Genomic DNA, 22,040 nt, shown 5'->3' on the forward strand with positions numbered 1-22,040 from the left:
ACCAGGTCCGTCAGCCGGCTCGATCATCATATTCGAATATCAGCCCAGTGCTTGCGCTCCCACATTATGGCAAAGATAACAGAAGTCATGGTGCGATACAGGCTCTGCAGCAGCCAGACAGCCAGCAGCCCACCTCCGAGGACCGGGCCGGCAAGGTAGGCGCAGGGTAGGAATATCAGCCACTGGCTGCCGAGGTTCACCCCCATGACCGTGCGGCTGGCGCCCGCACCCAACAGCGCCTGGGTCAGCACCAGGGCGATGGCGTCCAGGGTCATGCCCAGGCCGGTGATGCGCAGAGGCCAGGTACCCAGGGCCAGGAGGTCCGGGTCCCGGGTAAACAGCTGCAGGACCAGTTCGGGCACGAGCCAGAAGGGCAGGCCCATTACGAACAACACCACCACCGCGACCCGCACCACGTCCCAGCCCCAGCGATAGGCCTCATGGGGGCGCTGCTCGCCAAGACTGTGACTGACCAGCGTCGTGGCCGCCATGCCCAGACCTACGCCGGGCAGGATCAATAGCAGCGCCAGGTTGACCAGCACATGGGCAATGGCCAGTTCCGCGGTGCCGATCTGGCCAATGATCCAGAACAGGGCGGTAACGCCGGTAGCGAAGAAGAATTGCTGCAGGGAGTTGGGCATGGACAGCCGCAACATGAAAAGCAGCTCAGCCCGCCGCGGCAGGCTGCGCAGGAAGCCATGGTTGCGGCCCGTGCGCCAGGTCAGCAGGAAATACATGCCGGTGCCGAGGAACATGGCAATGGTGGTGCCCAGCCCGGACCCGGCGGCGCCCATATCCGGCAGGCCGAAATGGCCGAAGATCAGGCCATAGCTGATGATGACATTGAACACATGCATGGCCACCAGCACTTGCAGATAGCGCCCGGTCTGGCGAATGCCGTTCCAGTAGCCGCGGAAGGCAAAGTTGCAACCCACGGCGATGACCGCCAGCATCCGCCAGCCGAAGTAGTCACTGCCGATGGCGACGACTGCCGGGTCGTCGCTCAGGAAGCCAATGATGGCGTCGGCGTTGAGCCAGCATAGCAAGCTCAGCGGCAGCGCCAGCAGGGCGGCGATGAACAGACCGTGGGTGAGCGGGGCGGCCAACTGGTCGTCACGGCCTTCGCCGCGCCGGCGGGCCACGGTCGCCTGCACCCCAACGCCCAACCCCATGACCAGCGCAATGACCACGAAGTTGGCGTAGCCGCCCAATCCCACGCCCGCCAGCGCGGCCTCGCCCAGTGAGCCGACCATGGCGGCATCCACCAGGTTCAGCAGGCTCTGGCTGAGCATGCCACCCATGATCGGCAGTCCCAGCAGGGTAATGCTCTTGAAGCGCTCGGGGCTGGGCAGCAGGTGGAATCGACGTTTACTCAAGAATCGGGGTACCGGTTGCAGGTGACTGTATAGCGGCCTGGATGGCAGGCTTTTACTGACGAGGCGGTTGACTATAACAGATGCGGCGGGGTGACTAGTTGCCGAGCAGTTGACCCACGCTGGACAAGACCGTGCTGCGGCGCGCCGACCAATCGCCACCGATTTCCACCATGGGTTGATCATGCGTGGTCAACCAGCGCTTGCAGGCCGCATGAAACACCAGCCGCTCGTCCAGTGCCGGTTGGCAGCGCTGGCCATCCGCAACCCAGGGCACGCCCTCCGGTGACAGCAGCAGGTAGCGGTCGTAGTGGCGGGTCAGTAGGGCAGCTTGCAGCCAGTCCGGCGCACGACCGAACAGGCTCTGGCTCCACAGCAGGTTGCTCAACAGGTTGGTGTCGAGAATCAGCAAGGGCGGATGCTGCTGGCGAGCCGCATCCTCCCGGCGCAGTTGCTCACGGGCGATCAGCGGGACATCGTCATAGCAGGTATCGCGCTGGACCTGGTCGATATACTCGCGCACGTACTCGCTGACCAGCTGGCCACCAAAATGCCGCTGTAGTTCGCCGGCCAGCCAGCTTTTCCCGGTGGACTCGGGACCGGTCAGCACCAGGGCCTTCACAGTGCCGCCGCCTGCTGTGCGGCGCGCCATTGCCGCCAACCCAGCGCGGCCAGCAGCACGAACACGCAATACAACGCGGCGGTGGGGTAATAGCCCTGGTATAGAAACAGCGCCACGTAGGCGATATCCAATACCAGCCACAGCGGCCAGCACTGTAGGCGCTTGAGCGCCATCCAGAGTTGCGCCAGCAAGCTGAAGGCCACCAGGGTTGCGTCCAGCCGCGGATAAACCGCGTCGGTAAAGCCGGCCATGGCTGCGCCCAGCGCCACGCTGATCAGGCAGGCAATGCCACCACTCACCAATAGCTCGCCCCGGGAGACCGATGTCACGCGCAGCGGCTGCTGGTCGCCGCCGCGCGTCCAGCGCCACCATCCGTAGAGTTGCACCGCCGCGTAGACGAGATGCAGCAACACCTGGGAATAGAGTCCGGTGGACTGGAAGAACCAGGCGTACATCGACACCATGCCGAGCCCGACGGGCCAGCACAGGGGGTTCTGCCGCACCGTCAGCCAGACCGACAGGATGCCGAGCAACGCAGCGATAGTTTCGAATAGGGTCATTGCAGCCGAAGTGGCAGGGGGAAAGGGGAGGCCGGCAACTGCGTTATCCATGCAGCTACCGGCCGGTCGATCAGATGTCGTAACCCAGGTTCGGCATCAACCAGCGCTCCGTGGTCTCGATATCCTGGCCTTTGCGCTTGCTGTAGCTTTCCACCTGGTCCTTGTCGATCTTGCCGACGGCAAAGTACTGCGCCTTGGGATGGGCGAAGTACCAGCCGCTGACCGCTGCGGTGGGGAACATGGCGTAGTGCTCGGTGAGCGTCACGCCGGAGTTGGCCTCGGGGTCGAGCAAGTCGAACAGGGTGCCCTTCTCGGTGTGGTCCGGGCAGGCCGGGTAGCCGGGGGCAGGGCGGATACCCTTGTACTTTTCCTTGATCAGCTCATCGTTGCTCAGCTGCTCCTCCGGGTCGTAACCCCAGTATTCACGGCGCACCTGCTGGTGCAACCACTCGGCGCAGGCCTCGGCCAGGCGGTCGGCCAGCGCCTTGACCATGATTGAGTTGTAGTCGTCACCCGCCTCCTGGTAGGCCTTGGCCACCTCTTCGGCGCCGATCCCGGCGGTGGTGATGAAGCCGCCGACATAATCGGTCACGCCGCTGTCCTTGGGCGCCACGAAGTCGGCCAGGCAGAAGTTGGGTTTGCCGTCGGTCTTGACCGTCTGCTGGCGCAGGTGGAACAACCGGCTGATCGGCTGGCCCTGCTCGTCATACAGCTCGATGTCGTCATGGTCGACCTGGTTGGCCGGCCAGAAGCCGAAGATCGCCTTGGCGCGGATCAGTTTCTCGTCGATCAGCTTGCGCAGGATCGCCTGGGCGTCGTTGAATAGGGAGGTGGCAGCCTCGCCGACCACCTCGTCTTCCAGGATGCGGGGATACTTGCCGGCCAGGTTCCAGGAGATGAAGAAAGGCGTCCAGTCGATGTATTGCTCGAGCACGCGCAGGTCGATGTCTTCCAGCACCTTGCGGCCCAGGAAGCTCGGCTTGGTCGGGGAGTGTTCCGACCAGTCGAATTGCGGCCCGGCGGCCAGGGCCTTGGCGTAGCTCAGCCGCTCGGTGCGCGAGGCGCGGTTGGCGGTACGCTCGCGGATGACCGCATACTCCTCGCGAATCTTGCCGGTGTACTCGGGCTTCATCTCCTTGGACAGCAGCGTGGTGGCAACGCCGACGGCGCGGGAGGCATCGGTGACGTAGACCACGGCGTCGTTCTTGTAGTGCGGGTCAATCTTCACTGCCGTGTGCGCCTTGGAGGTGGTCGCGCCACCGATCATCAGCGGCAGGTGGAAGTCCTGGCGCTGCATTTCCCGGGCGACGTGGACCATCTCGTCCAGCGAGGGGGTGATCAGCCCGGACAGGCCAATGATGTCGCACTTTTCCTCGATGGCGGTCTTGAGGATCTTGTCCGCCGGCACCATCACGCCCAGGTCGACGATGTCGTAGCCGTTGCAACCGAGCACCACGGCGACGATGTTCTTGCCGATATCGTGCACGTCGCCCTTTACCGTGGCCATGAGAATCTTGCCCTTGGCTTCCGGCTTGTCGCCTTTTTCCGCCTCGATGAAGGGGATCAGGTGCGCCACCGCCTGCTTCATCACCCGGGCGGATTTGACCACCTGGGGCAGGAACATCTTGCCCGAACCGAACAGGTCGCCGACCACGTTCATGCCGGACATCAGCGGACCCTCGATGACCTCGATGGGGCGGTTAGCCTGCTGGCGCGCCTCTTCGGTATCTTCGACGATGAAGGCGGTGATGCCCTTCACCAGAGCGTGCTCCAGGCGCTTGTCGACGGGCAGGCTGCGCCATTCCTCGTTTTCCACTTCCTTAACCGAACCGTCGCCGCGGTAGTCCTCGGCGATATTGAGCAGCGCCTCGGTCGCCCCCGGGTGGCGGTTGAGGATGACGTCCTCGACCTTGTTGCGCAGGTCGGCGGGGATCGCATCGTAGATCTCCAGCTGACCGGCGTTGACGATACCCATGGTCAGGCCGGCCTTAATCGCGTGGTAGAGGAACACCGAATGGATCGCCTCGCGCACCGGGTTGTTGCCGCGGAACGAGAAGGACACATTGGACACGCCGCCCGAGGTCAGGGCATGGGGCAGGTGGTCGCGGATAAAGGCGCAGGCCTCGATGAAATCCACCGCGTAGTTGTTGTGCTCCTCGATGCCGGTGGCCACGGCAAAGATGTTCGGGTCGAAGATGATGTCTTCCGGGGGGAAGCCGACTTCGTTGACCAGGATGTCGTAGGAACGCTGGCAGATTTCCTTCTTGCGCGCGGCGGTATCGGCCTGGCCCTGCTCATCGAAGGCCATGACTACAACGGCGGCGCCGTAGCGTTTGCACAGGCGGGCGTGCTTCTTGAATTCTTCGACCCCTTCCTTCATGGAGATGGAGTTGACGATGCCCTTGCCCTGGATGCACTTGAGGCCGGCCTCGATGATGTCCCACTTGGAGGAGTCGATCATGATCGGCACCCGGGAGATATCCGGCTCGCCGGCGATGAGATTGAGGAAGGTCACCATCGCCTTCTTCGAATCCAGCATGCCCTCGTCCATGTTGATGTCGATCACCTGGGCGCCGGCCTCGACCTGCTGCAGGGCGACCTCCAGCGCCTCGGTGTAGTTGTCCTCGCGGATCAGGCGGGCGAACTTGGCGCTGCCGGTAATGTTGGTGCGCTCACCGACGTTGACGAACAGCGAGCTGCGGTCGATGGTGAATGGCTCCAGGCCGGACAACCGGCAGGCCTTGGGGATATCGGGGATCTGCCGCGGCGGGTAGCTGCTCACGGCGTTGGCGATGGCTTCGATGTGGGCCGGCGTGGTGCCACAGCAGCCGCCGACGATATTCAGGAAGCCGGAGGCGGCAAATTCGCCGACGATCTCCGCCATGTCTTCCGGCGACTCGTCATATTCACCGAAGGCGTTGGGCAGGCCGGCGTTGGGGTGGGCGGATACATAGGTATCGGCCTTGCCGGACAGCTCTTCCAGGTAGGGGCGCAGTTCCTTGGGCCCCAGGGCGCAGTTCAGACCGACGGAAATCGGCTTGGCGTGGCGCACCGAGTTCCAGAAGGCTTCGGTGGTCTGGCCGGACAGGGTACGGCCGGAGGCATCGGTAATGGTGCCCGAGATCATGATCGGCAGCTCGACACCCAGCTCTTCGAACACGCCCTGCACGGCAAAGATCGCCGCCTTGGCGTTGAGGGTATCGAAAATGGTCTCGATCAGGATCAGGTCGGCGCCGCCGTCGATCAGGCCGCGGGTAGCTTCGCTGTAGTTTTCCACCAGCGCATCGAAGGTGATATTGCGGTAGCCGGGATTGTTCACGTCCGGCGACAACGAGCAGGTGCGGCTGGTTGGCCCGAGTACCCCGGCAACGAAGCGCGGACGATCCGGCGTTTCAGCGGTCTTCTCGTCACATACGCGGCGGGCGAGGCGCGCGCCCTCCAGGTTCAGCTCGTAGGCCAGCTCTTCCATACCATAGTCGGACTGGGAGACGCGGGTGGAGTTGAAGGTGTTGGTCTCGATGATGTCGGCGCCGGCATCCAGGTAGGCCTTCTCGATGGCTGCGATGGCATCGGGGCGGGTCAGCACCAGCAGGTCGTTGTTGCCCTTGAGGTCGCGCGGCCAGTCGGCGAAGCGCTCGCCGCGAAAATCGGCTTCTTCCAGTCGGTAGCTCTGGATCATGGTGCCCATGCCACCGTCGAGTATCAGAATGCGCTGGCGCAGAGCATCATTCAGAGCGGTCAGGCGGGTGGTCAGGTCAGACATGAAGACTCCGGAATCAAGGTAAATAAAGCCGGTCAGTCTACCAGAAGCGGAGAGGTGGCTGAATGAAAGGAACTCAAGGGCATCTTTCATTTGATTCAAGCAGCTGCAGATAAACGCCGCCTGCATGCGGAATCGAGTCGTCTGGGCAGCGGCTTTGCGCTCGGCCGGATAATAACCAAGTAAAACGGTGGGACTTTATTCGGGGGCGCGTATCCCGTACAATAGCCGGCATCAAGTCATCGAACACGAGGCATTTCATGGCAGGCATACACCTTACCGAGGCTGCCCAGACCTATCTGGCGGAGTTGTTATCCAAGCAGGACACTGACGGCATCGGTATTCGGGTGTTCATCACCCAGCCCGGTACGCCCTATGCGGAAACCTGCATCGCCTACTGTAAGCCCGGTGAAGAAAAGCCCGAAGACACCGTTATCGCGCTGGACGCTTTCCGCGTCTGGGTCGACGCTACCAGCGAACCCTTCCTGGAAGACGCTGTAGTCGATTACGCCACCGATCGCATGGGTGGCCAGTTGACCATCAAGGCGCCGAACGCCAAGGTGCCCATGGTCAATGACGACAGCCCCTTGAACGACCGCATCAACTATCTGTTGCAGACCGAGATCAATCCGGGTCTGGCCAGTCATGGCGGCGAGATCAAGCTGATCGACGTAGTCGATGGTGGTATCGCTGTGCTGCAATTTGGTGGTGGTTGCCAGGGCTGCGGCATGGTTGACGTGACCCTGAAGGAAGGCGTGGAAAAAACCCTGGTGGCGCGGATCCCCGAGCTCACCGGTGTGCGGGATGTGACCGACCATACGGTCAAGGAAAACGCCTACTACTGATCGACGATAGGGCCGGGGCTGGCCAAGGTCCCGGCCGGGCCAGCCCGAGGCGCGGTTGCCGCGCCGTTTCTCCTGGTCTGTGCCGCATTATTCCACGTAGCGTTCGCTCTGCTCCATTACCGGCTGCGGTATCCCCAGTTTTTCCCCGTAGATCACCCCATAGGTCAATACGCTCTGGACGTAGTTGCGCGTCTCGTCGAAGGGTATGGTCTCGATCCAGATATCCGAGGGCATGGCCGGCATGTCGCGGGTCCATTGGCGCACCCGACCCGGGCCGGCGTTGTAGGCCGCCGAGGCGAGCACCCGGTTGCCTTCGAACAGGCTGTACAACTGGGAGAGATAGGCCGTGCCCAGGGCGATGTTGCGCTCGGGCTGCAATACCTCATGGGTGTTACCCAGCGGGATGCTGTAGCGCCGCGCGGTTTCCCGGGCGGTGGCCGGCATCAATTGCATCAATCCCAGCGCGCCGGCGTGGGAGCGGGCGTCGGTCATGAAACCACTTTCCTGGCGGGTGATGGCATAGACCCAGGTCGAGTTGAGCTGGCGAAGTCGCGCCTGCTGGAGAATGGGTTCGCGGTAGGCCAGCGGGAAACGAATCTCCAGATCATCCCAGTGCTGCGCCTTGCTGATCCCGCGGATCGCCGGAAAGTACCACTCCATCTGACGCGCCAGGGCGGCCTGGGCGATCAGCTCTTCACGGCTGAACAGGCGTTCGGCGTGGTACCACTCGCGGCGGGCATTGACATATTCGCCGCGGGCGAAGAACTCCCGGGCCCGGATGATGCCGGCGGTGTTCTGCACCCGGGCGGCGGCACGCGGGTCGATCGGCACCGGTTGATGATTGGTCGCGTAGGGCTGGCGGCTGCGCTCGGCCGCCAGGAAGCCATAGAAGTCGCGTTCTCCCGCCAGTTGGGCATATTCCGGAAGCAGGTCGCCGGTAGCCGAGTCGGCGAGTTGGCGACTGCGCAGCTGCCAGTAGCGCCAGCGGCTCTGCTGCTGCAGGTGGTCGGGCATGTGCTCGACCAGCTCCTGTACGGTGTGCCAACGGCCGGTGCGCAGCGCCAGGCGGCCGCGCCACTCGGTGATGGTGTCGTCCTTCATCTGCGGATCATTGGCGGCCATGAAGGGCAGCGCTTCCGGCTGATGGCGCCGCGCCAGGCGCACGCCTATGTCCCGGGTCAGGGCCAGGCGCTGTTCTTCGCTGAAGGGCAGGTGCTGGTAATGCGGCCACAGGGCGAGTGCGGCGTTGGGATCGTCCCGGCCAAGCCGGCGCAGGGCGACGGTGACGATGTCGGTGAGCTTGTCCAGCGGCTGACCGGCGCCCGGTTGGTACTGGCTGAACTGGTTGAGTCGCTTGGCATCACCGGCGGTGGCGACAAAGCGCTCGGCCAAGGCGCCCTGGGTCGGCAAGTAACGGGTCAAGTACTTGGCCAGGCCATCCTGGCGGTAGAGCAGGGCCAGGCGGATGCGCTCCCAGGCGACATCTTCGGTCAGGCCACCGGCGGCCATCCAGTGCTCGAACAGCGGATCACAGGCGGCGGGCTGCGACTGGCCTACCGTCCACAGTTCCCGGGCCCGCGCCATCGCCTGCTCGGTCTGCCCGTCGCGCCACATCTGCAGCACCAGTGGGCATTGCAGCTCTGCGGTGGCGGAGTCCTCATCCAGATGCCGGCGCAGCCGGTCCCAATCCTGCTCCTTGGCCAGCCGCGCGAGCCAGCTGCGCTTCAAGCCACTGGCGGTGGGCAGGTCGCCATGGGCACTGAGAAACTGCTCGATTTCCCTGTGGGGTGCATGGTCGACGCGCTTGCGCAGCGATTCCAGCAACAGATAAGGGTAGAGCGGATAGTCGCCCAGCCCCGCTTTCAGCTGCTGGAAGCGGGCATGATCGCCCTTGGCCAGGGCACTCTGGGCTTGGTCGTAGTGGCGCCGCTGTTCACTGAGGCGATCAGCCTGCACCGGCAGGCTGGCCACCAGCAAAGCGCCGCACAACCAGCCCGCAGATCGTAGGAGATAGTGTTTCAGGGGGTAACGCATTGACCATCCTGCCCGGCTGGGCGTAAGACTGTGTTTCTGACAATGCCCATCCTAGGCTCTTGCGCCCCAGCTTAGCCGTTTGGCCCGCGGCTTCAAAGTCATCAGTCGCAATAAACATGCAGGTGCGGACCGCGGCAGGTAGAATGCCGGCCTGATTGCTCAAAAGGTGTGATATGGCGCTGCTTTCCTTTACCGATGTTTCCCTGGCCTACGGCCTGAACCCGCTGCTCGCCAAGGTGAGCTTCCAGCTCGACCGCGGCGAGCGGGTCTGTCTGATCGGCCGCAACGGCACCGGCAAGTCCAGCCTGTTCCGCCTGGTCACAGGCGAGCAGCCGGCGGACGAGGGCGAGCTGTGGTTTGCGCCCGGGCTGAAGATCGGCCAGTTGCCCCAGGAGCTGCCCGAAGCGGGGCAGGCGACAGTGTATGACGTGGTCGCCGCAGGCCTGGAAGGCGTCGGTGAGCTGCTGGCAGAATATCACCGCCTGGTGCACGGCGAGATGGGTGATGCCGAGCTGGCGCAACTGGAGAAGGTGCAAGGCCAGCTGGAGTCCAAGGACGGCTGGCGCCTGAACCAGCTGGTCGAGACCACCCTGACCCGCCTGGGGCTGCCGGCGGAAAAGACCATGGCCGAGTTGTCCGGCGGCTGGCGGCGGCGCGTGCTACTGGCCCAGGCGCTGGTTGGCGAGCCGGATGTGCTGCTGCTGGATGAGCCCACCAACCACCTGGACATCCATACCATTGCCTGGCTGGAGCAGGTGCTGCTGGAGTTCCGCGGTGCGGTGCTGTTCATTACCCACGACCGCCAGTTCCTGCAGGCATTGGCAACCCGCATCATGGAGCTTGATCGTGGTCAGCTGATCGACTGGCAGGGCGACTACCGCAGCTTCCTTGAACACAAGGAGCAGCAGTTGGCCGCCGAAGCGACGGCCAACGCCCTGTTCGACAAGAAGCTGGCCCAGGAAGAGGTCTGGATCCGCCAAGGCATCAAGGCCCGCCGTACCCGTAACGAAGGCCGGGTCCGTGCGCTCAAGGCGATGCGGGACGAGCGCGCGCGGCGTATCGAGCGGCAGGGCAAGGCCAGCTTCCAGATGGAAACGGCCGACGCCTCGGGCAAGCGCGTTATAGAACTGGACAAGGTCAGCTTTGCCTGGCCGGGTCAGCGGCCGCTGGTGCGCAGCCTCACCACCAACGTTATTCGTGGAGACCGTATCGGCCTGATCGGCAACAACGGCTCCGGCAAGAGTACCCTGCTGAAGCTGATGCTCGGTCAGCTTGAGCCCACCAGCGGCACCATCAAGCATGGTACCAAGCTGGAAGTGGCGTACTTCGACCAGTTGCGCGGCCAGCTGGATCTGGAAAAGACCGTGATCGACAACCTCTCCGAGGGTCGGGATTTCATCGAGATCAACGGCGAGCGGCGGCACGTCATCAGCTACCTGGGCGACTTCCTGTTTTCACCCGAGCGCACGCGCACCCCGGTCAAGGCCCTGTCCGGTGGCGAACGCGCCCGTCTGCTGCTGGCGCGGCTGTTCAGCAAGCCGGCCAACGTGCTGGTACTGGACGAGCCGACCAACGACCTGGACGTGGAAACCCTCGAGCTGCTGGAAGAAGTGCTGGCCGGCTTCGACGGCACTGTGCTGCTGGTCAGCCACGACCGGGCCTTCCTGGATAACGTGGTCACCAGCAGTCTGGTATTCGAAGGGCACGGCAATGTTCGCGAGTACGTGGGCGGTTATGCCGACTGGCTGCGTCAGGGTGGCAGGGTGGAGCTGCTGGCGGAGTGGGGCGATGATGTTGTCGAGCCGGCATCCGCGCCGCGCGAGCCGGAACCGGAACCGGAGCCGGTCAAGGCAGCGCCGAGCGCGTCCAAGGCCAAGCTCAGCTACAAGTTGCAGCGCGAACTGGACGCCCTGCCGGCGTTGCTGGAAAAGCTGGAAGCCGAGCTGGAAGCCTTGCAACAGCAGGTGAGTGATCCGGACTTCTATCTTCAGCCCCACGAGCAGACCGCGCCGGTACTGGCGGCTCTGGACGCCAAACAGGCCGAGCTGGATCAGGCGTTGGAGCGCTGGGCCGAGCTGGAAGAGATGCAGGGGTAGGCTGTGGTTGGCGCTGCCGCGGAGTGTCCTTGCAGGACGCTATCGCGGCGGGGCGCCGCTTCCAAGAATGCGGGTGATGAGGACAGCCTGGGTGTCAGCCGGCCTCTTTCTTGTGCAAGCGCACGGCGATGACGTCGCACGGGGCGCCATGCAGCAGGTCATTGGCGGTGGAGCCAAGCAGCAGCGCCAGGCCGTGCCGGCCATGACTGCCCACCACGATCAGGTCGCAGCCATACTCGGTTGCCACGCGGTGGATTTCCTGCCGGGGATGACCGAAGGCGATCTGCAGCTGTTCCTGGGGCAGGCCGAAGTCGCCGGCAAACAGCTGCATGCGTTCGCGGGCCTGCTCGAACTGCTGTTGCTGCAACATGGACAGGTCCATGGGAACGTCGCCGCCGTAGGCCATGGCCAGGGGTTCGACGACATGAACAATGGTCAGCTTGGCATCCAGTGCCTGGGCCAGCCGCCGGGCGTGGTCCGCCACGGCGCGACATTCGTCGATCAGGTCGACTGCGACCAGCACATGTGAGTAGAGCATGTGGGTTCTCTCCTTGCTTTTCGCTGATCTTAGCAGTCTTTGGCAAGAGGTCTACAGTGAAAGCCTGGAGGCCGATCAAATTCACCACTTTTCACACAAATGGGAACGACCTCGATGATCACTTGGGTAATAGTCGGCGTGGTAGCAGCCATTCTGGTCGCCAATCTGGCCAAGCTGATGCCGCGGGGGCGGGAGCGGCATTTGCATCGGCTACGGGAGCTGGCCAGAACCCATGGCTTTGCGGTGGAGTGGCTGCGCGAGTCGCAACGGGTGAACCAACTGGTCGGTTGCATTGCCTACCGCATGCCGCTGGAGCGTGCGCCGTTGGGGAGGGAGTTCAGCTGCCGCCGGGAGCCCGAGGGTGAATGGACCTGGCTGATCGGCTCCGCTGCCACCCCTGGTTGCAGCGACGTGTTGGCACAGCTCCCGCCAGAGGTCCGAGGCATTGATCGGCAGAGCCTGTCGGCGGTGGTGTACTGGCGCGAGCCCGACGACCCGGCGGTGCTGACCCAATTGGCGCGGGCGCTGGCCCCGCTGAAAGATTCCGCTTCCTGAGCTGAGCGTGCGGGTAGCCGCGCCATTTTTTACTGCTATCGCCAGGGTGGCAGATTGACAATGGCGCGTTTTTCCATGAAGGTGTGCGTACCCGAATCAAACGAGCGTATGAATTTTGCCGGGCCAGGCATTATTCCAGTGTAGTCGGGAACTATCATGACACCACCCGCCAGAACGGTCGGGCGGTGTTTTCTCATCTGCTTTCACAGCGTGGAGATCAGTTGATGATTTACGAAGGTAAAGCCATCACGGTTCAAATCCTTGACGACGGCATCGCCGAACTGCGGTTCGATCTGCAGGGCGAGTCGGTCAACAAGTTCAATCAGGCCACCCTCGCCGAGCTCAAGGCGGCCGTCGACAGCATCCAGTCCAACAGCGATATCACCGGCGTCATTGTCACCAGTGGCAAGGATGTGTTCATCGTGGGTGCCGACATCACCGAATTCGTCCAGGCATTCCAGCTGTCCGAAGAGGAACTGGTCACTGCCAACCTGGAAACCAACCGCATCTTCAATGCCTTTGAAGACCTGAACGTGCCCACCGTGGCCGCGATCAATGGTCTGGCCCTGGGCGGCGGTCTGGAGATGTGTCTGGCCTGCGATTTCCGCGTCATGGCCCAGAGCACCAAGATCGGCCTGCCGGAAACCAAGCTGGGTATCTATCCCGGTTTCGGTGGCACCGTGCGCCTGCCGCGCCTGATCGGTGTGGACAACGCGGTCGAGTGGATTGCCGGCGGTGCTGAACAGCGTGCCGACAACGCCCTGAAAGTCCGCGCCGTTGACGCCGTCGTCGCCGACGACAAGCTGCGTGATGCCGCGCTGGACCTGGTGCGCCGCGCCATTGCCGGCGAGCTGGACTTCCGCGCCAAGCGCCAGCCCAAGCTGGAAAAGATCAAGCTCAACACCATCGAGCAGATGATGGCCTTCGAAACCACCAAGGGTTTCGTCGCTGGCCAGGCTGGCCCGAACTACCCGGCCCCGGTTGAAGCCATCAAGACCATCCAGAAAGCCGCCAACCACGGCCGCGACAAGGCGCTGGAAATCGAAGCCGCCGGTTTCGCCAAGCTGGCCAAGACCTCGGTTGCCGCCTCGCTGGTCGGTCTGTTCCTGAATGACCAAGCCCTGAAGCACAAGGCGAAGAAGTATGACAAGCAGGCCGGTGACGTGAAACTGGCTGCGGTGCTGGGCGCGGGGATCATGGGTGGGGGTATTGCCTACCAGTCCGCCGCCAAGGGCACGCCGATCCTGATGAAGGATATTCGCGAAGAGGGTATCCAGCTGGGTCTGGACGAAGCCTCCAAGCTGCTCGGCAAGCGCGTCGAGAAGGGCCGCATGAAGCCGGCCGATATGGCCAAGGCGCTGAATGCGATCCGCCCGACCATGTCCTACGGCGACTTCGGCAACGTCGACATCGTCGTCGAAGCCGTGGTCGAGAATCCCAAGGTCAAGCACGCGGTGCTGGCCGAAGTGGAGCAGCACGTGAAGGAAGACGCCATCATCGCGTCCAACACCTCCACCATCTCCATCACCTACCTGGCCCAGGCGCTCAAGCGTCCGGAAAACTTCGTCGGCATGCACTTCTTCAACCCGGTACACATGATGCCGCTGGTGGAAGTGATCCGTGGCGAGAAGTCCAGCGAGAAGGCCGTGGCCACTACCGTTGCCTACGCCAAGAAGATGGGCAAGACGCCGATCGTGGTCAACGACTGCCCGGGCTTCCTGGTCAACCGCGTACTGTTCCCCTACTTCGGTGGCTTTGCCCGCCTGATCGGCATGGGTGCCGACTTCCAGCGCGTCGACAAGGTCATGGAAAAGTTCGGCTGGCCCATGGGTCCGGCTTACCTGATGGACGTAGTGGGCATGGACACCGGCCACCACGGTCGTGACGTGATGGCTGAGGGTTACCCCGACCGCATGGCCGACAAGACCAAGACTGCGGTCGACGTCATGTACGAAGCCAACCGCCTGGGCCAGAAGACCGGCAAGGGCTTCTACGCCTATGAAGTGGACAGGAAGGGCAAGCCGAAGAAGGTCGTCGATGCCGAGGCCTACGAACTGCTCAAGCCGATCGTGCAGGAGCAGCGCGAGCTGACCGATGAAGAGATCATCGAGATCATGATGGTACCGCTGTGCCTGGAAACCGTACGCTGCCTGGAAGATGGCATCGTCGAATCCGCCGCGGACGCCGACATGGGTCTGATCTACGGTATCGGTTTCCCTCCCTTCCGGGGCGGCGCGCTGCGCTACATCGACACCATTGGGGTGGCTGAATTCGTGGCCATTGCAGACAAATACGCCGAGTTTGGCCCGATGTATCACCCGACTGAAAAGTTGCGTGAGATGGCGGCTGCCGGCAAGAAATTCTTCGGTTAACCGCGGAACGTACAGAGCGAGAGTGAATTTATGAGCCTCAATCCAAGAGACGTTGTAATTGTCGACTTTGGCCGCACCCCCATGGGCCGATCCAAGGGCGGGATGTACCGCAATGTCCGTGCCGAGACCCTGTCCGCCAAGTTGATCACCGGGCTGCTCGAGCGCAACCCGAAGATCGATCCGGCAGAAGTGGAAGATGTCATCTGGGGCTGTGTGAACCAGACCCTGGAGCAGGGCTGGAACATCGCCCGCATGGCCTCCTTGATGACCCCGATCCCGCACACCAGCGCGGCGCAAACCGTCAGCCGTCTGTGTGGTTCCTCCATGAGCGCGCTGCACACTGCCGCCCAGGCGATCATGACCGGTAACGGTGATGTGTTCGTCATTGGTGGTGTCGAGCACATGGGCCACGTCGGCATGATGCACGGTGTGGATCCGAACCCGGCGCTGTCGCTGTATGCCGCCAAGGCTGCCGGCATGATGGGCCTGACCGCGGAAATGCTCGGCAAGATGCATGGCATCACCCGCGAGCAGCAGGATCAGTTCGGTGTGCGTTCACACCAGCTGGCGCACAAGGCCACCGTTGAAGGCAACTTCAAGGATGAAATCATCCCGATGGAAGGCCACGACGAGAACGGCTTCCTGCGCGTGTTCACCGAGGATGAAACCATCCGCCCGGAAACCACCCTGGAAAGCCTGGCCGCACTGCGCCCGGCGTTCAACCCCAAGGGCGGTACCGTGACGGCGGGTACGTCCTCGCAGATCACCGATGGTGCTTCCTGCATGATCGTGATGTCCGCCGAGCGCGCCCAGGCCCTGGGCCTGGAGCCCCTGGCGGTGATCCGCTCCATGGCAGTGGCCGGCTGTGATCCGTCGATCATGGGCTACGGTCCGGTGCCGTCCACCAAGAAGGCGCTCAAGCGCGCCGGCTTGACCATGGATGACGTCGATTATGTCGAACTGAACGAAGCCTTCGCAGCCCAGGCCCTGCCTGTGCTCAAGGACCTCAAGCTGCTCGACAAGATGGACGAGAAGGTCAACCTGCACGGCGGCGCCATTGCCCTGGGCCACCCCTTCGGTTGTTCCGGCGCGCGGATCTCCGGCACCCTGCTGAACGTGATGAAGCAGAAGGGTGGTACTGTCGGTATTGCGACCATGTGTATCGGTCTGGGTCAGGGCATCACTACGGTATTCGAGCGGGTATAAACCCCCGGATACCGGGGCCGGAGCTGCCGCTCCGGCCTGCCTGACCAATAAAACCCGTCAATCCGGCTGTTCACGCAGCGGTGGTTGGCGGGTTTTTCAATTCAACAGTGCTGCCCCCAGCTTCAAGGCGGTCTCGGTGACTGTCGCTACCGGCGCCGCATAGCCTGTTGCCATCCAGTGTAGGGCGATATGGATCACTCCGCCCAGCACTCCCGCCTGCAACATTCCATCAAACTGCCGTCCGGACAGGGCGAGTGCGCGGGTCATGTCCGCGGTGCTGGCGCGCAGGGCCGCTTCGATGGCCCGGTCTACGGCAGGACTGATCCCGCGAATCTCCACCAGCAGTAATCGCGCCATGTGGGGCTCGTCTTTCAACAGCTGGAAGTAGGCGTCCAGCATGGCGCGACTACGCCGCACCGGATCGCTTCCGGCTGCCTCGGCAGCGGCCATGTTGTGCTCGCGCACCCGCTGGGTGGCCTGCTCGTAGCAGGCGATCAGCAGCTCATCACTGTGACTGAAGGATTCGTAGAAATAGCGCTGGGTCAGTCCTGCCGCCTCGCATACCTGCTTGACCCCCGCGTGGCGATAGCCCACACCCCCGTATACCTCAATGGCGGCATCGATCAGGCATTGGCGCCGCTGGGCGCGGCGCTGTTCCAGGGAAGCGCCGCGGTAGCCGCGGGGTGAGATGGTCTTATCGGTCATGGCGGATTCTGAAAATAACGGTTGTCAGATATTATCTGACAATCTAGATTGTCACCAATGCCGACTACGGGGATGCAAGCATGGGCAAGGGACAACAACAATATCGACCCGCACCTCTGGATGTGCTGATCATCGGCGCGGGACTGTCGGGTATCGGTGCCGCCAGGGCATTGGCCCGGCATTGCCCTGACCAGCGTTATCTCATTCTGGAGCGTCGCCAGGCCATCGGTGGCACCTGGGATCTGTTCCGCTATCCGGGCATTCGCTCCGATTCGGACATGTATACGTTGGGCTATCGCGACAAGCCCTGGACCGGCCACAAGGCCATCGCCGACGGCGCGGATATCAAGCGTTACATCCAGGAGGCCGCGGAGGAGGCGGGGGTCAATAACCATATCCGCTTCGATCGTCACGTGGTATCCGCCAACTGGTCCGGCGATGAGGCGCTGTGGACGGTGGTCGTCATGGCCGCAGATGGGGCCGGCGGCCAGCGGGAAGAGCGCTACCAGACGCGCTTTATTGCCTCCTGCTCGGGCTATTACAGCTATGACGAAGGTTACCGTCCGGCGTTTGCCGGCGAGTCCGCCTTTGCCGGGCGCATCGTTCATCCGCAGTTCTGGCCGGAGGACCTGGATTGTCGGGGCAAGCGGGTAGTGGTCATTGGCAGCGGGGCGACCGCGGTCACCCTGGTGCCGGCCCTTGCCAACCAGGGGGCGCAGGTAACCATGTTGCAGCGCTCACCCAGCTATGTGGCAGCACGCCCCTCGGTAGACGGTCTCGCCCAGGGCCTGCAGAAATGCTTGCCCATGCCGCTGGCCTATCACCTGACCCGGTGGAAGAACGTGCTGCTTGGCCAATATCTCTATCGCCTCTCGCGCCGCAAACCAAAAGAGGTAGCCCAGCACCTGCAGAAGTTGCTCCGGCGGCAGGTCGGGGCGGACATCGACATGAAACACTTCACGCCCCGTTACAACCCCTGGGACCAGCGGATCTGCGCGGTGCCTGACGGTGACCTGTTTCATCTGCTGCGCGCCAAGCGGGTCGAGCTGGTAACCGATACCATCGAAGGCTTCACGCCGGGCGGGATTCGGCTGAGTTCTGGTGCGGAGCTGGAGGCCGACATCATTGTCACCGCCACCGGGTTGCAGCTGAATGTGCTGGGAGGCATGCAACTGTCCGTGGACGGCGTGGCCGTGCGGCCTGCCGACTGCATGTCCTATAAGGGAATGATGCTCAGCGACGTGCCCAACATGATCCAGACATTCGGTTACACCAACGCGTCCTGGACGCTCAAGGCCGATCTGACCAGCCGTTATACCTGCCGTCTGCTGCGCTACATGGATCGCCACGGCTATCGCACGGCCGTGGCGCGTCGCGCCCCGGAGGTCAGGGAGCGACCCTTCCTGAGCTTTACGTCTGGATACGTGCAGCGCGCCCATGGTCTGCTGCCCAAGCAGGGGGATCGAGCGCCATGGCAGGTTCATCAGAATTACCTGAAAGACAAATACCTCATTCAATACGCGCGGTTGGACGACGGTGTGCTGCAATTTCATAAATAGCAACAGGGAGGTGGCATGGATATCAGTGGACGTGTCGCCGTACTAACCGGCGCGGGCAGCGGAATCGGACGGGCCCTGGCGGTTGAACTGGCAAGGTCCGGTTGCCACCTGGCGCTGGTCGATATCAATGCGGTCATGCCGAGGGAATGAAGCGCCACCAGCAATAAAAAACCGGAGCCAGGCTCCGGTTTTTTATTGCCGCTTTGGTTACTGCTGCTGGGGGTCGTACTGCTTGTCCTTGATGAACAGGGCAGGGATGACACCGCAGATGAAGTAGGCCGCGCCCATGACCAGGAAGCCCAGGCCGATGGAATACTGCGTAGCCAGGAAGCCAATGGCGGCCGGGGCGATGGCGGCACCGATACGACCGATATTGTAGGCCCCGCCCACCGCCGTGCCGCGGTATTGAGTGGCGAAGCTCTCGGTCATGTAGGTGGCATTCACGCCATAGGGAATCCCGTACAGGAAGCCGAATACCACCAGCATCCAGAGGATATGGTCCGGACTATGGAACAGCACGATGATCGGCAGGAACAGGGCGGTACCCAGGGCGCCGAAGGCGTAGACAACGCGACGTCCGAAGCGGTCTGCCGCCATGCCGGCCAGCACTTTCCCGAGGATCATCGCGGTATAGGTACCCACCAGATAGGCTGTCATGGACTTGAAGTTCATGTTCAGCTCGGTTTCCAGGTACGCCGGCATCCAGTTGTTCACCCCGTAGTAGCCGAACTGCAGGAATCCTGCGGTCAGGCACCAGAAAATGAACATGCTGCGGGCACGGGGATCGCCAAAGATCATCTTGTAGGCGCTCTCGCGCTTTTCCGGGGCCTTGATGTTGTCACGCAGGTCAGCGGCCGCCTTGCTGGCACGCTCGGCCTTGGCCTTGACCCAGGCAGGCGGCTCGGGAACCAGGCGCTGCATGAGTATTGCCAGCACCACCGGGATGATGGCGACGTAGAACAGGTAGCGCCAGCCGTAGGTCGGCAGTAGCCAGCCGGCGAGCAGGGTGGCGACGATATAGCCCACGGACCAGCCGGCCTGGAGGGTGCCCAGCACCGTGGTACGGTATTTGGTCGGCACGTATTCGGCCATGAGGGTATTACAGGCTACATAGAGCGCGCCCAGGCCCAGGGATGAAACGAAACGGAACAGCGCGAACTGCCAGTAGTTCTGCGTCAGGCCCAAGACACAGGTGCCGATGGAAAACAGGACGATGGTCCAGACCACGGTCTTTACCCGGCCGAAGCGATCACAGGCCCAGCCGCCGTAGATGCCGCCAATCGCCATGCCGGCCAGGGTGAAGCTACCCAGGCTGCCTGCCTGCATGTTGGTCAGGCCGAATTCCTGCTTGAGGCTGGTGAGGCTGTAGGACAATAACATCAGGTCCGCGCCATCGATCAGCAGACCGAGGAAGCAGAAGATGAAAACAATGATCCAGATGTTGTTCTTGACCGGCGCAACCACGCCAGCCTGAGCGGTAGAATGCATAATCTTACCTGGTGGAAGAGGGGCGGGGCCCCTCTGATCTAGTGATGTGAGGCCAGTGCGGCTCAGTCCTGAATCTCGCGAATCATGTTGCGGGCAATGATGACCTGCTGGATCTGCGTGGTGCCTTCGTACAGACGGAACAGGCGCACGTCGCGGTAGAACCGTTCGATGGCGTATTCGCTGATGTAGCCGGCGCCGCCATGGATCTGCACGCCGCGGTCAGCAACCCGGCCACACATCTCGGTGGAGAACATCTTGGCGCAGGAGGCCTCGGTGCTGATATTCAGCCCCTCGTCACGCTTGCGTGCGGCGTCCAGTACCATGCAGCGGGCGGCGTAGATCTCCGCCTTGCTGTCGGCGAGCATGCCCTGAATCAGCTGGAAGTCGGCGATACGCTGACCGAACTGCTTGCGTTCGACGGCGTATTGCAGCGAATCGGCCAGCATGCGCTCGGCGGCGCCGACGGCTAGGGCGGCGATGTGCAGGCGGCCCTTGTCGAGGACCTTCATCGCGGTCTTGAAGCCGACCCCTTCCTTGCCACCGATCAGGTTGGCGGCCGGTACGCGGACGTTCTCGAAGATCACGTCGGCGGTGTGTGCGCCTTTCTGGCCCATCTTCTGGTCCGGCTTGCCGATGGTCAGGCCCGGGGTGCCGCGCTCGACGATAAAGGAGCTGATGCCGCCCGCGCCCTTGATCTCGGGGTTGGTGCGGGCCATTACGGTGAAGATGCCTGCATGGGGGGCGTTGGTGATGAAACGCTTGGTACCGTTGATCACGTACTCGTCGCCATCGCGCACCGCGGTGGTTTTCAGGGAGGCCGCATCGGAACCGGAATCGGGCTCGGTCAGGCAGAAGGAGCTGAGGAATTCACCGGCGGCCAATTTGGGCAGGTAGTGAGCCTTTTGCTCTTCGGTACCATCCAGCAGGATGCCGATGGAGCCGATGCCGTTGTTGGTACCGATGTAGGAGCGGAATGCGGGGGAGGTGCGGCCCAGTTCGAAGGCGATATTCACCTCTTCTTCCATGGTCACGCCCAGCCCGCCGAATTCCTCGGGAATGGTCAGGCCGAACAACCCCATTTCCTTCATCTGCTCGACGATATCCGCAGGAATGTTGTCGGTTTCGGCGACTTCATGCTCGCGCGGTATCAGTTCCTGACTGACAAATTGATGGATGGAGTCCAGCAGAATCTGCAGTGTTTCCGGATCACGAATCATATGCTCTCCTGAGTAGCCTGATGACAGGCCGGTTGTCCAGAGATCCATCACCCGGAACGCGTCAGCGGGTGGCAGCCTCTATGTTGTTTACCATGTTCACCAGACGCGGTCCGATGTCGTCTTCGAGCTTTTCCCGGGGCAGGTGAAAGCTCGGGCCGCCACAATTGAATGCCAGCAGGCCGTGTTGCGCATGGATCATGGGGACGGCCACGGAGTTGATATCCCGCTGCCATTCCCCAATCGACATGCAATAGCCGAAGTCCGCGTAATCCCTGAACGCGCGCTCCAGCCCCCTGCGGATCAGCGGCCAGTCATCCTGGTACGTGGCCCGCAGGTGATCGAGAATGAATTCCCGTTCGTCTTCCGGCATGGCCGCCAGACAGGCCCGGCCTACCGATGTCAGGTGCATCGGCAGATAGGTCCCTATATGCCGGCGCGTACTCATATTGGCCTTGCCATAGGCCACATCCAGATAAACCATCTGCAGCCGATCCCGCGCTGCCATGGCCACTGACGCCTGGGCGTAGGCGGCCATCTCTTCCATCAAGGGATGGGATGAGGCGCGTACCGACAGATTCGACAGCAGCGCATAACCAAAGCCCATCACGCCAACATCCAGCTGATACTTGCCGGTCTGCGATTGACGTTTCAGGCAGCCCAGCCGGGTCAGCGTATGGGTCAGTCGCGTTACCGTCGCTTTTGGCAGGCCGGTTTTCGTCGCCAGATCCTGGTTGCCCAACATAGTGTCCCGCGGGGTGAAGCACCGCAGGATTTCCACGCCCCGCGCCAAGGCGGTGACAAAATGGCGGTCCTTCGGCGCGTCATCGAAGGCGCTCATCGGATCGAGCATCTGGGCGTCGAAGCTCTCGGAATCGCCCTTCCGGTCGATCGCATCGCCTGCCGGCGGGTTGTTACTGGCACGCATGGTATCTCCAGTTTTCATTAAATATCAACAAAACAAAATACAATACTGCTGTGCGAAACGCCCGGCTCATGGCCGGGTGGATGTTCCGCTCCTGGGAGGGCGGCTAATCCGCCATATGGCGGTTTTACGCGCCGAGGCTTTACTCATATTTCCTACATAACTATGATGACCGCATATTGCAGAAT

General features: G+C 62.5%; 16 protein-coding genes and 1 pseudogene. 7 read left to right on the forward strand and 10 right to left on the reverse strand.

From position 1 onward, the window contains the following. Window positions 1-26: 26 nt before the first annotated feature. The 4 genes from VG99_RS14085 to metH form a co-directional block, all read right to left on the reverse strand. Window positions 27-1,376 carry an MATE family efflux transporter gene (locus tag VG99_RS14085; protein ID WP_239419921.1) on the reverse strand — a complete coding sequence of 450 codons (1,350 nt, stop codon included), beginning with the start codon at window positions 1,374-1,376 and terminating at the stop codon, window positions 27-29. A 94-nt stretch (window positions 1,377-1,470) separates the two neighbouring features. Beyond that, window positions 1,471-1,995: an AAA family ATPase gene (locus VG99_RS14090; protein WP_044500985.1), complete on the reverse strand. Its 525-nt coding sequence runs from the start codon at window positions 1,993-1,995 to the stop codon at window positions 1,471-1,473. Further along, window positions 1,992-2,555 carry a nicotinamide riboside transporter PnuC gene (pnuC, locus tag VG99_RS14095; protein ID WP_044500987.1) on the reverse strand — a complete coding sequence of 188 codons (564 nt, stop codon included), beginning with the start codon at window positions 2,553-2,555 and terminating at the stop codon, window positions 1,992-1,994. The genes VG99_RS14090 and pnuC overlap by 4 nt, the downstream gene beginning before the upstream one ends. A 70-nt stretch (window positions 2,556-2,625) precedes the next feature. Next, window positions 2,626-6,318: a methionine synthase gene (metH, locus tag VG99_RS14100; RefSeq protein ID WP_044500989.1), complete on the reverse strand. Its 3,693-nt coding sequence runs from the start codon at window positions 6,316-6,318 to the stop codon at window positions 2,626-2,628. 257 nt (window positions 6,319-6,575) lie between these two features. Between metH and nfuA the strand changes: the two genes are divergently transcribed. Further along, window positions 6,576-7,160 carry a Fe-S biogenesis protein NfuA gene (nfuA, locus tag VG99_RS14105; protein WP_044500991.1) on the forward strand — a complete coding sequence of 195 codons (585 nt, stop codon included), beginning with the start codon at window positions 6,576-6,578 and terminating at the stop codon, window positions 7,158-7,160. Window positions 7,161-7,247: 87 nt separating this feature from the next. Here nfuA and VG99_RS14110 read toward each other — a convergent pair whose 3' ends face one another. Continuing rightward, on the reverse strand, window positions 7,248-9,194 hold the full coding sequence (locus VG99_RS14110; RefSeq protein WP_044500993.1) for a transglycosylase SLT domain-containing protein: 1,947 nt from the start codon (window positions 9,192-9,194) through the stop codon (window positions 7,248-7,250). A 173-nt stretch (window positions 9,195-9,367) separates the two neighbouring features. Here VG99_RS14110 and VG99_RS14115 point away from each other — a divergent pair, with 173 nt between their 5' ends. Then, the gene (locus tag VG99_RS14115; RefSeq protein WP_044500996.1) at window positions 9,368-11,290 is read left to right on the forward strand and encodes an ATP-binding cassette domain-containing protein; all 1,923 of its coding nucleotides are present in this window, start codon (window positions 9,368-9,370) and stop codon (window positions 11,288-11,290) included. A 94-nt stretch (window positions 11,291-11,384) separates the two neighbouring features. Here the strand turns inward: VG99_RS14115 and VG99_RS14120 are convergent, their stop codons facing one another. Beyond that, entirely contained in the window at window positions 11,385-11,828 is a 444-nt protein-coding gene (locus VG99_RS14120) for a universal stress protein (RefSeq protein ID WP_044500998.1), read from the reverse strand. 114 nt (window positions 11,829-11,942) lie between these two features. Between VG99_RS14120 and VG99_RS14125 the strand changes: the two genes are divergently transcribed. The 3 genes from VG99_RS14125 to fadA all read left to right on the forward strand — a co-directional run bounded on the left by VG99_RS14125 (window position 11,943) and on the right by fadA (window position 15,961). Then, entirely contained in the window at window positions 11,943-12,383 is a 441-nt protein-coding gene (locus tag VG99_RS14125) for a hypothetical protein (protein WP_044501000.1), read from the forward strand. Between the two features lie 224 nt (window positions 12,384-12,607). Next, the gene (fadB, locus tag VG99_RS14130; protein ID WP_044501002.1) at window positions 12,608-14,755 is read left to right on the forward strand and encodes a fatty acid oxidation complex subunit alpha FadB; all 2,148 of its coding nucleotides are present in this window, start codon (window positions 12,608-12,610) and stop codon (window positions 14,753-14,755) included. A 30-nt stretch (window positions 14,756-14,785) separates the two neighbouring features. Continuing rightward, window positions 14,786-15,961, forward strand: coding sequence for an acetyl-CoA C-acyltransferase FadA (gene fadA, locus VG99_RS14135; protein WP_044501004.1), 1,176 nt, complete (start codon window positions 14,786-14,788; stop codon window positions 15,959-15,961). A gap of 96 nt (window positions 15,962-16,057) precedes the next feature. Here fadA and VG99_RS14140 read toward each other — a convergent pair whose 3' ends face one another. Further along, entirely contained in the window at window positions 16,058-16,666 is a 609-nt protein-coding gene (locus VG99_RS14140) for a TetR/AcrR family transcriptional regulator (RefSeq protein WP_044501006.1), read from the reverse strand. Between the two features lie 80 nt (window positions 16,667-16,746). Between VG99_RS14140 and VG99_RS14145 the strand changes: the two genes are divergently transcribed. Then, window positions 16,747-18,225, forward strand: a complete 1,479-nt coding sequence (locus tag VG99_RS14145; RefSeq protein ID WP_044501008.1) for a flavin-containing monooxygenase — start codon at window positions 16,747-16,749, stop codon at window positions 18,223-18,225. 15 nt (window positions 18,226-18,240) lie between these two features. Beyond that, window positions 18,241-18,357 (forward strand): annotated as a pseudogene (locus VG99_RS15830) (SDR family NAD(P)-dependent oxidoreductase); the annotation flags it as partial. 75 nt (window positions 18,358-18,432) lie between these two features. Here VG99_RS15830 and VG99_RS14150 read toward each other — a convergent pair. From VG99_RS14150 to VG99_RS14160, 3 genes are all read right to left on the reverse strand, one after another. Next, complete coding sequence (locus VG99_RS14150; RefSeq protein ID WP_044501010.1) at window positions 18,433-19,713, reverse strand: MFS transporter; 1,281 nt, start codon at window positions 19,711-19,713, stop codon at window positions 18,433-18,435. A gap of 62 nt (window positions 19,714-19,775) precedes the next feature. Next, window positions 19,776-20,930 carry an acyl-CoA dehydrogenase family protein gene (locus VG99_RS14155; protein ID WP_044501012.1) on the reverse strand — a complete coding sequence of 385 codons (1,155 nt, stop codon included), beginning with the start codon at window positions 20,928-20,930 and terminating at the stop codon, window positions 19,776-19,778. Between the two features lie 61 nt (window positions 20,931-20,991). Beyond that, window positions 20,992-21,780 carry an IclR family transcriptional regulator gene (locus VG99_RS14160; protein ID WP_420848305.1) on the reverse strand — a complete coding sequence of 263 codons (789 nt, stop codon included), beginning with the start codon at window positions 21,778-21,780 and terminating at the stop codon, window positions 20,992-20,994. Window positions 21,781-22,040 lie beyond the last annotated feature (260 nt).

This window comes from Pseudomonas saudimassiliensis (genome assembly GCF_000939975.1).
In the GTDB taxonomy this organism is placed as follows: Bacteria; Pseudomonadota; Gammaproteobacteria; order Pseudomonadales; family Pseudomonadaceae; genus Halopseudomonas; species Halopseudomonas saudimassiliensis.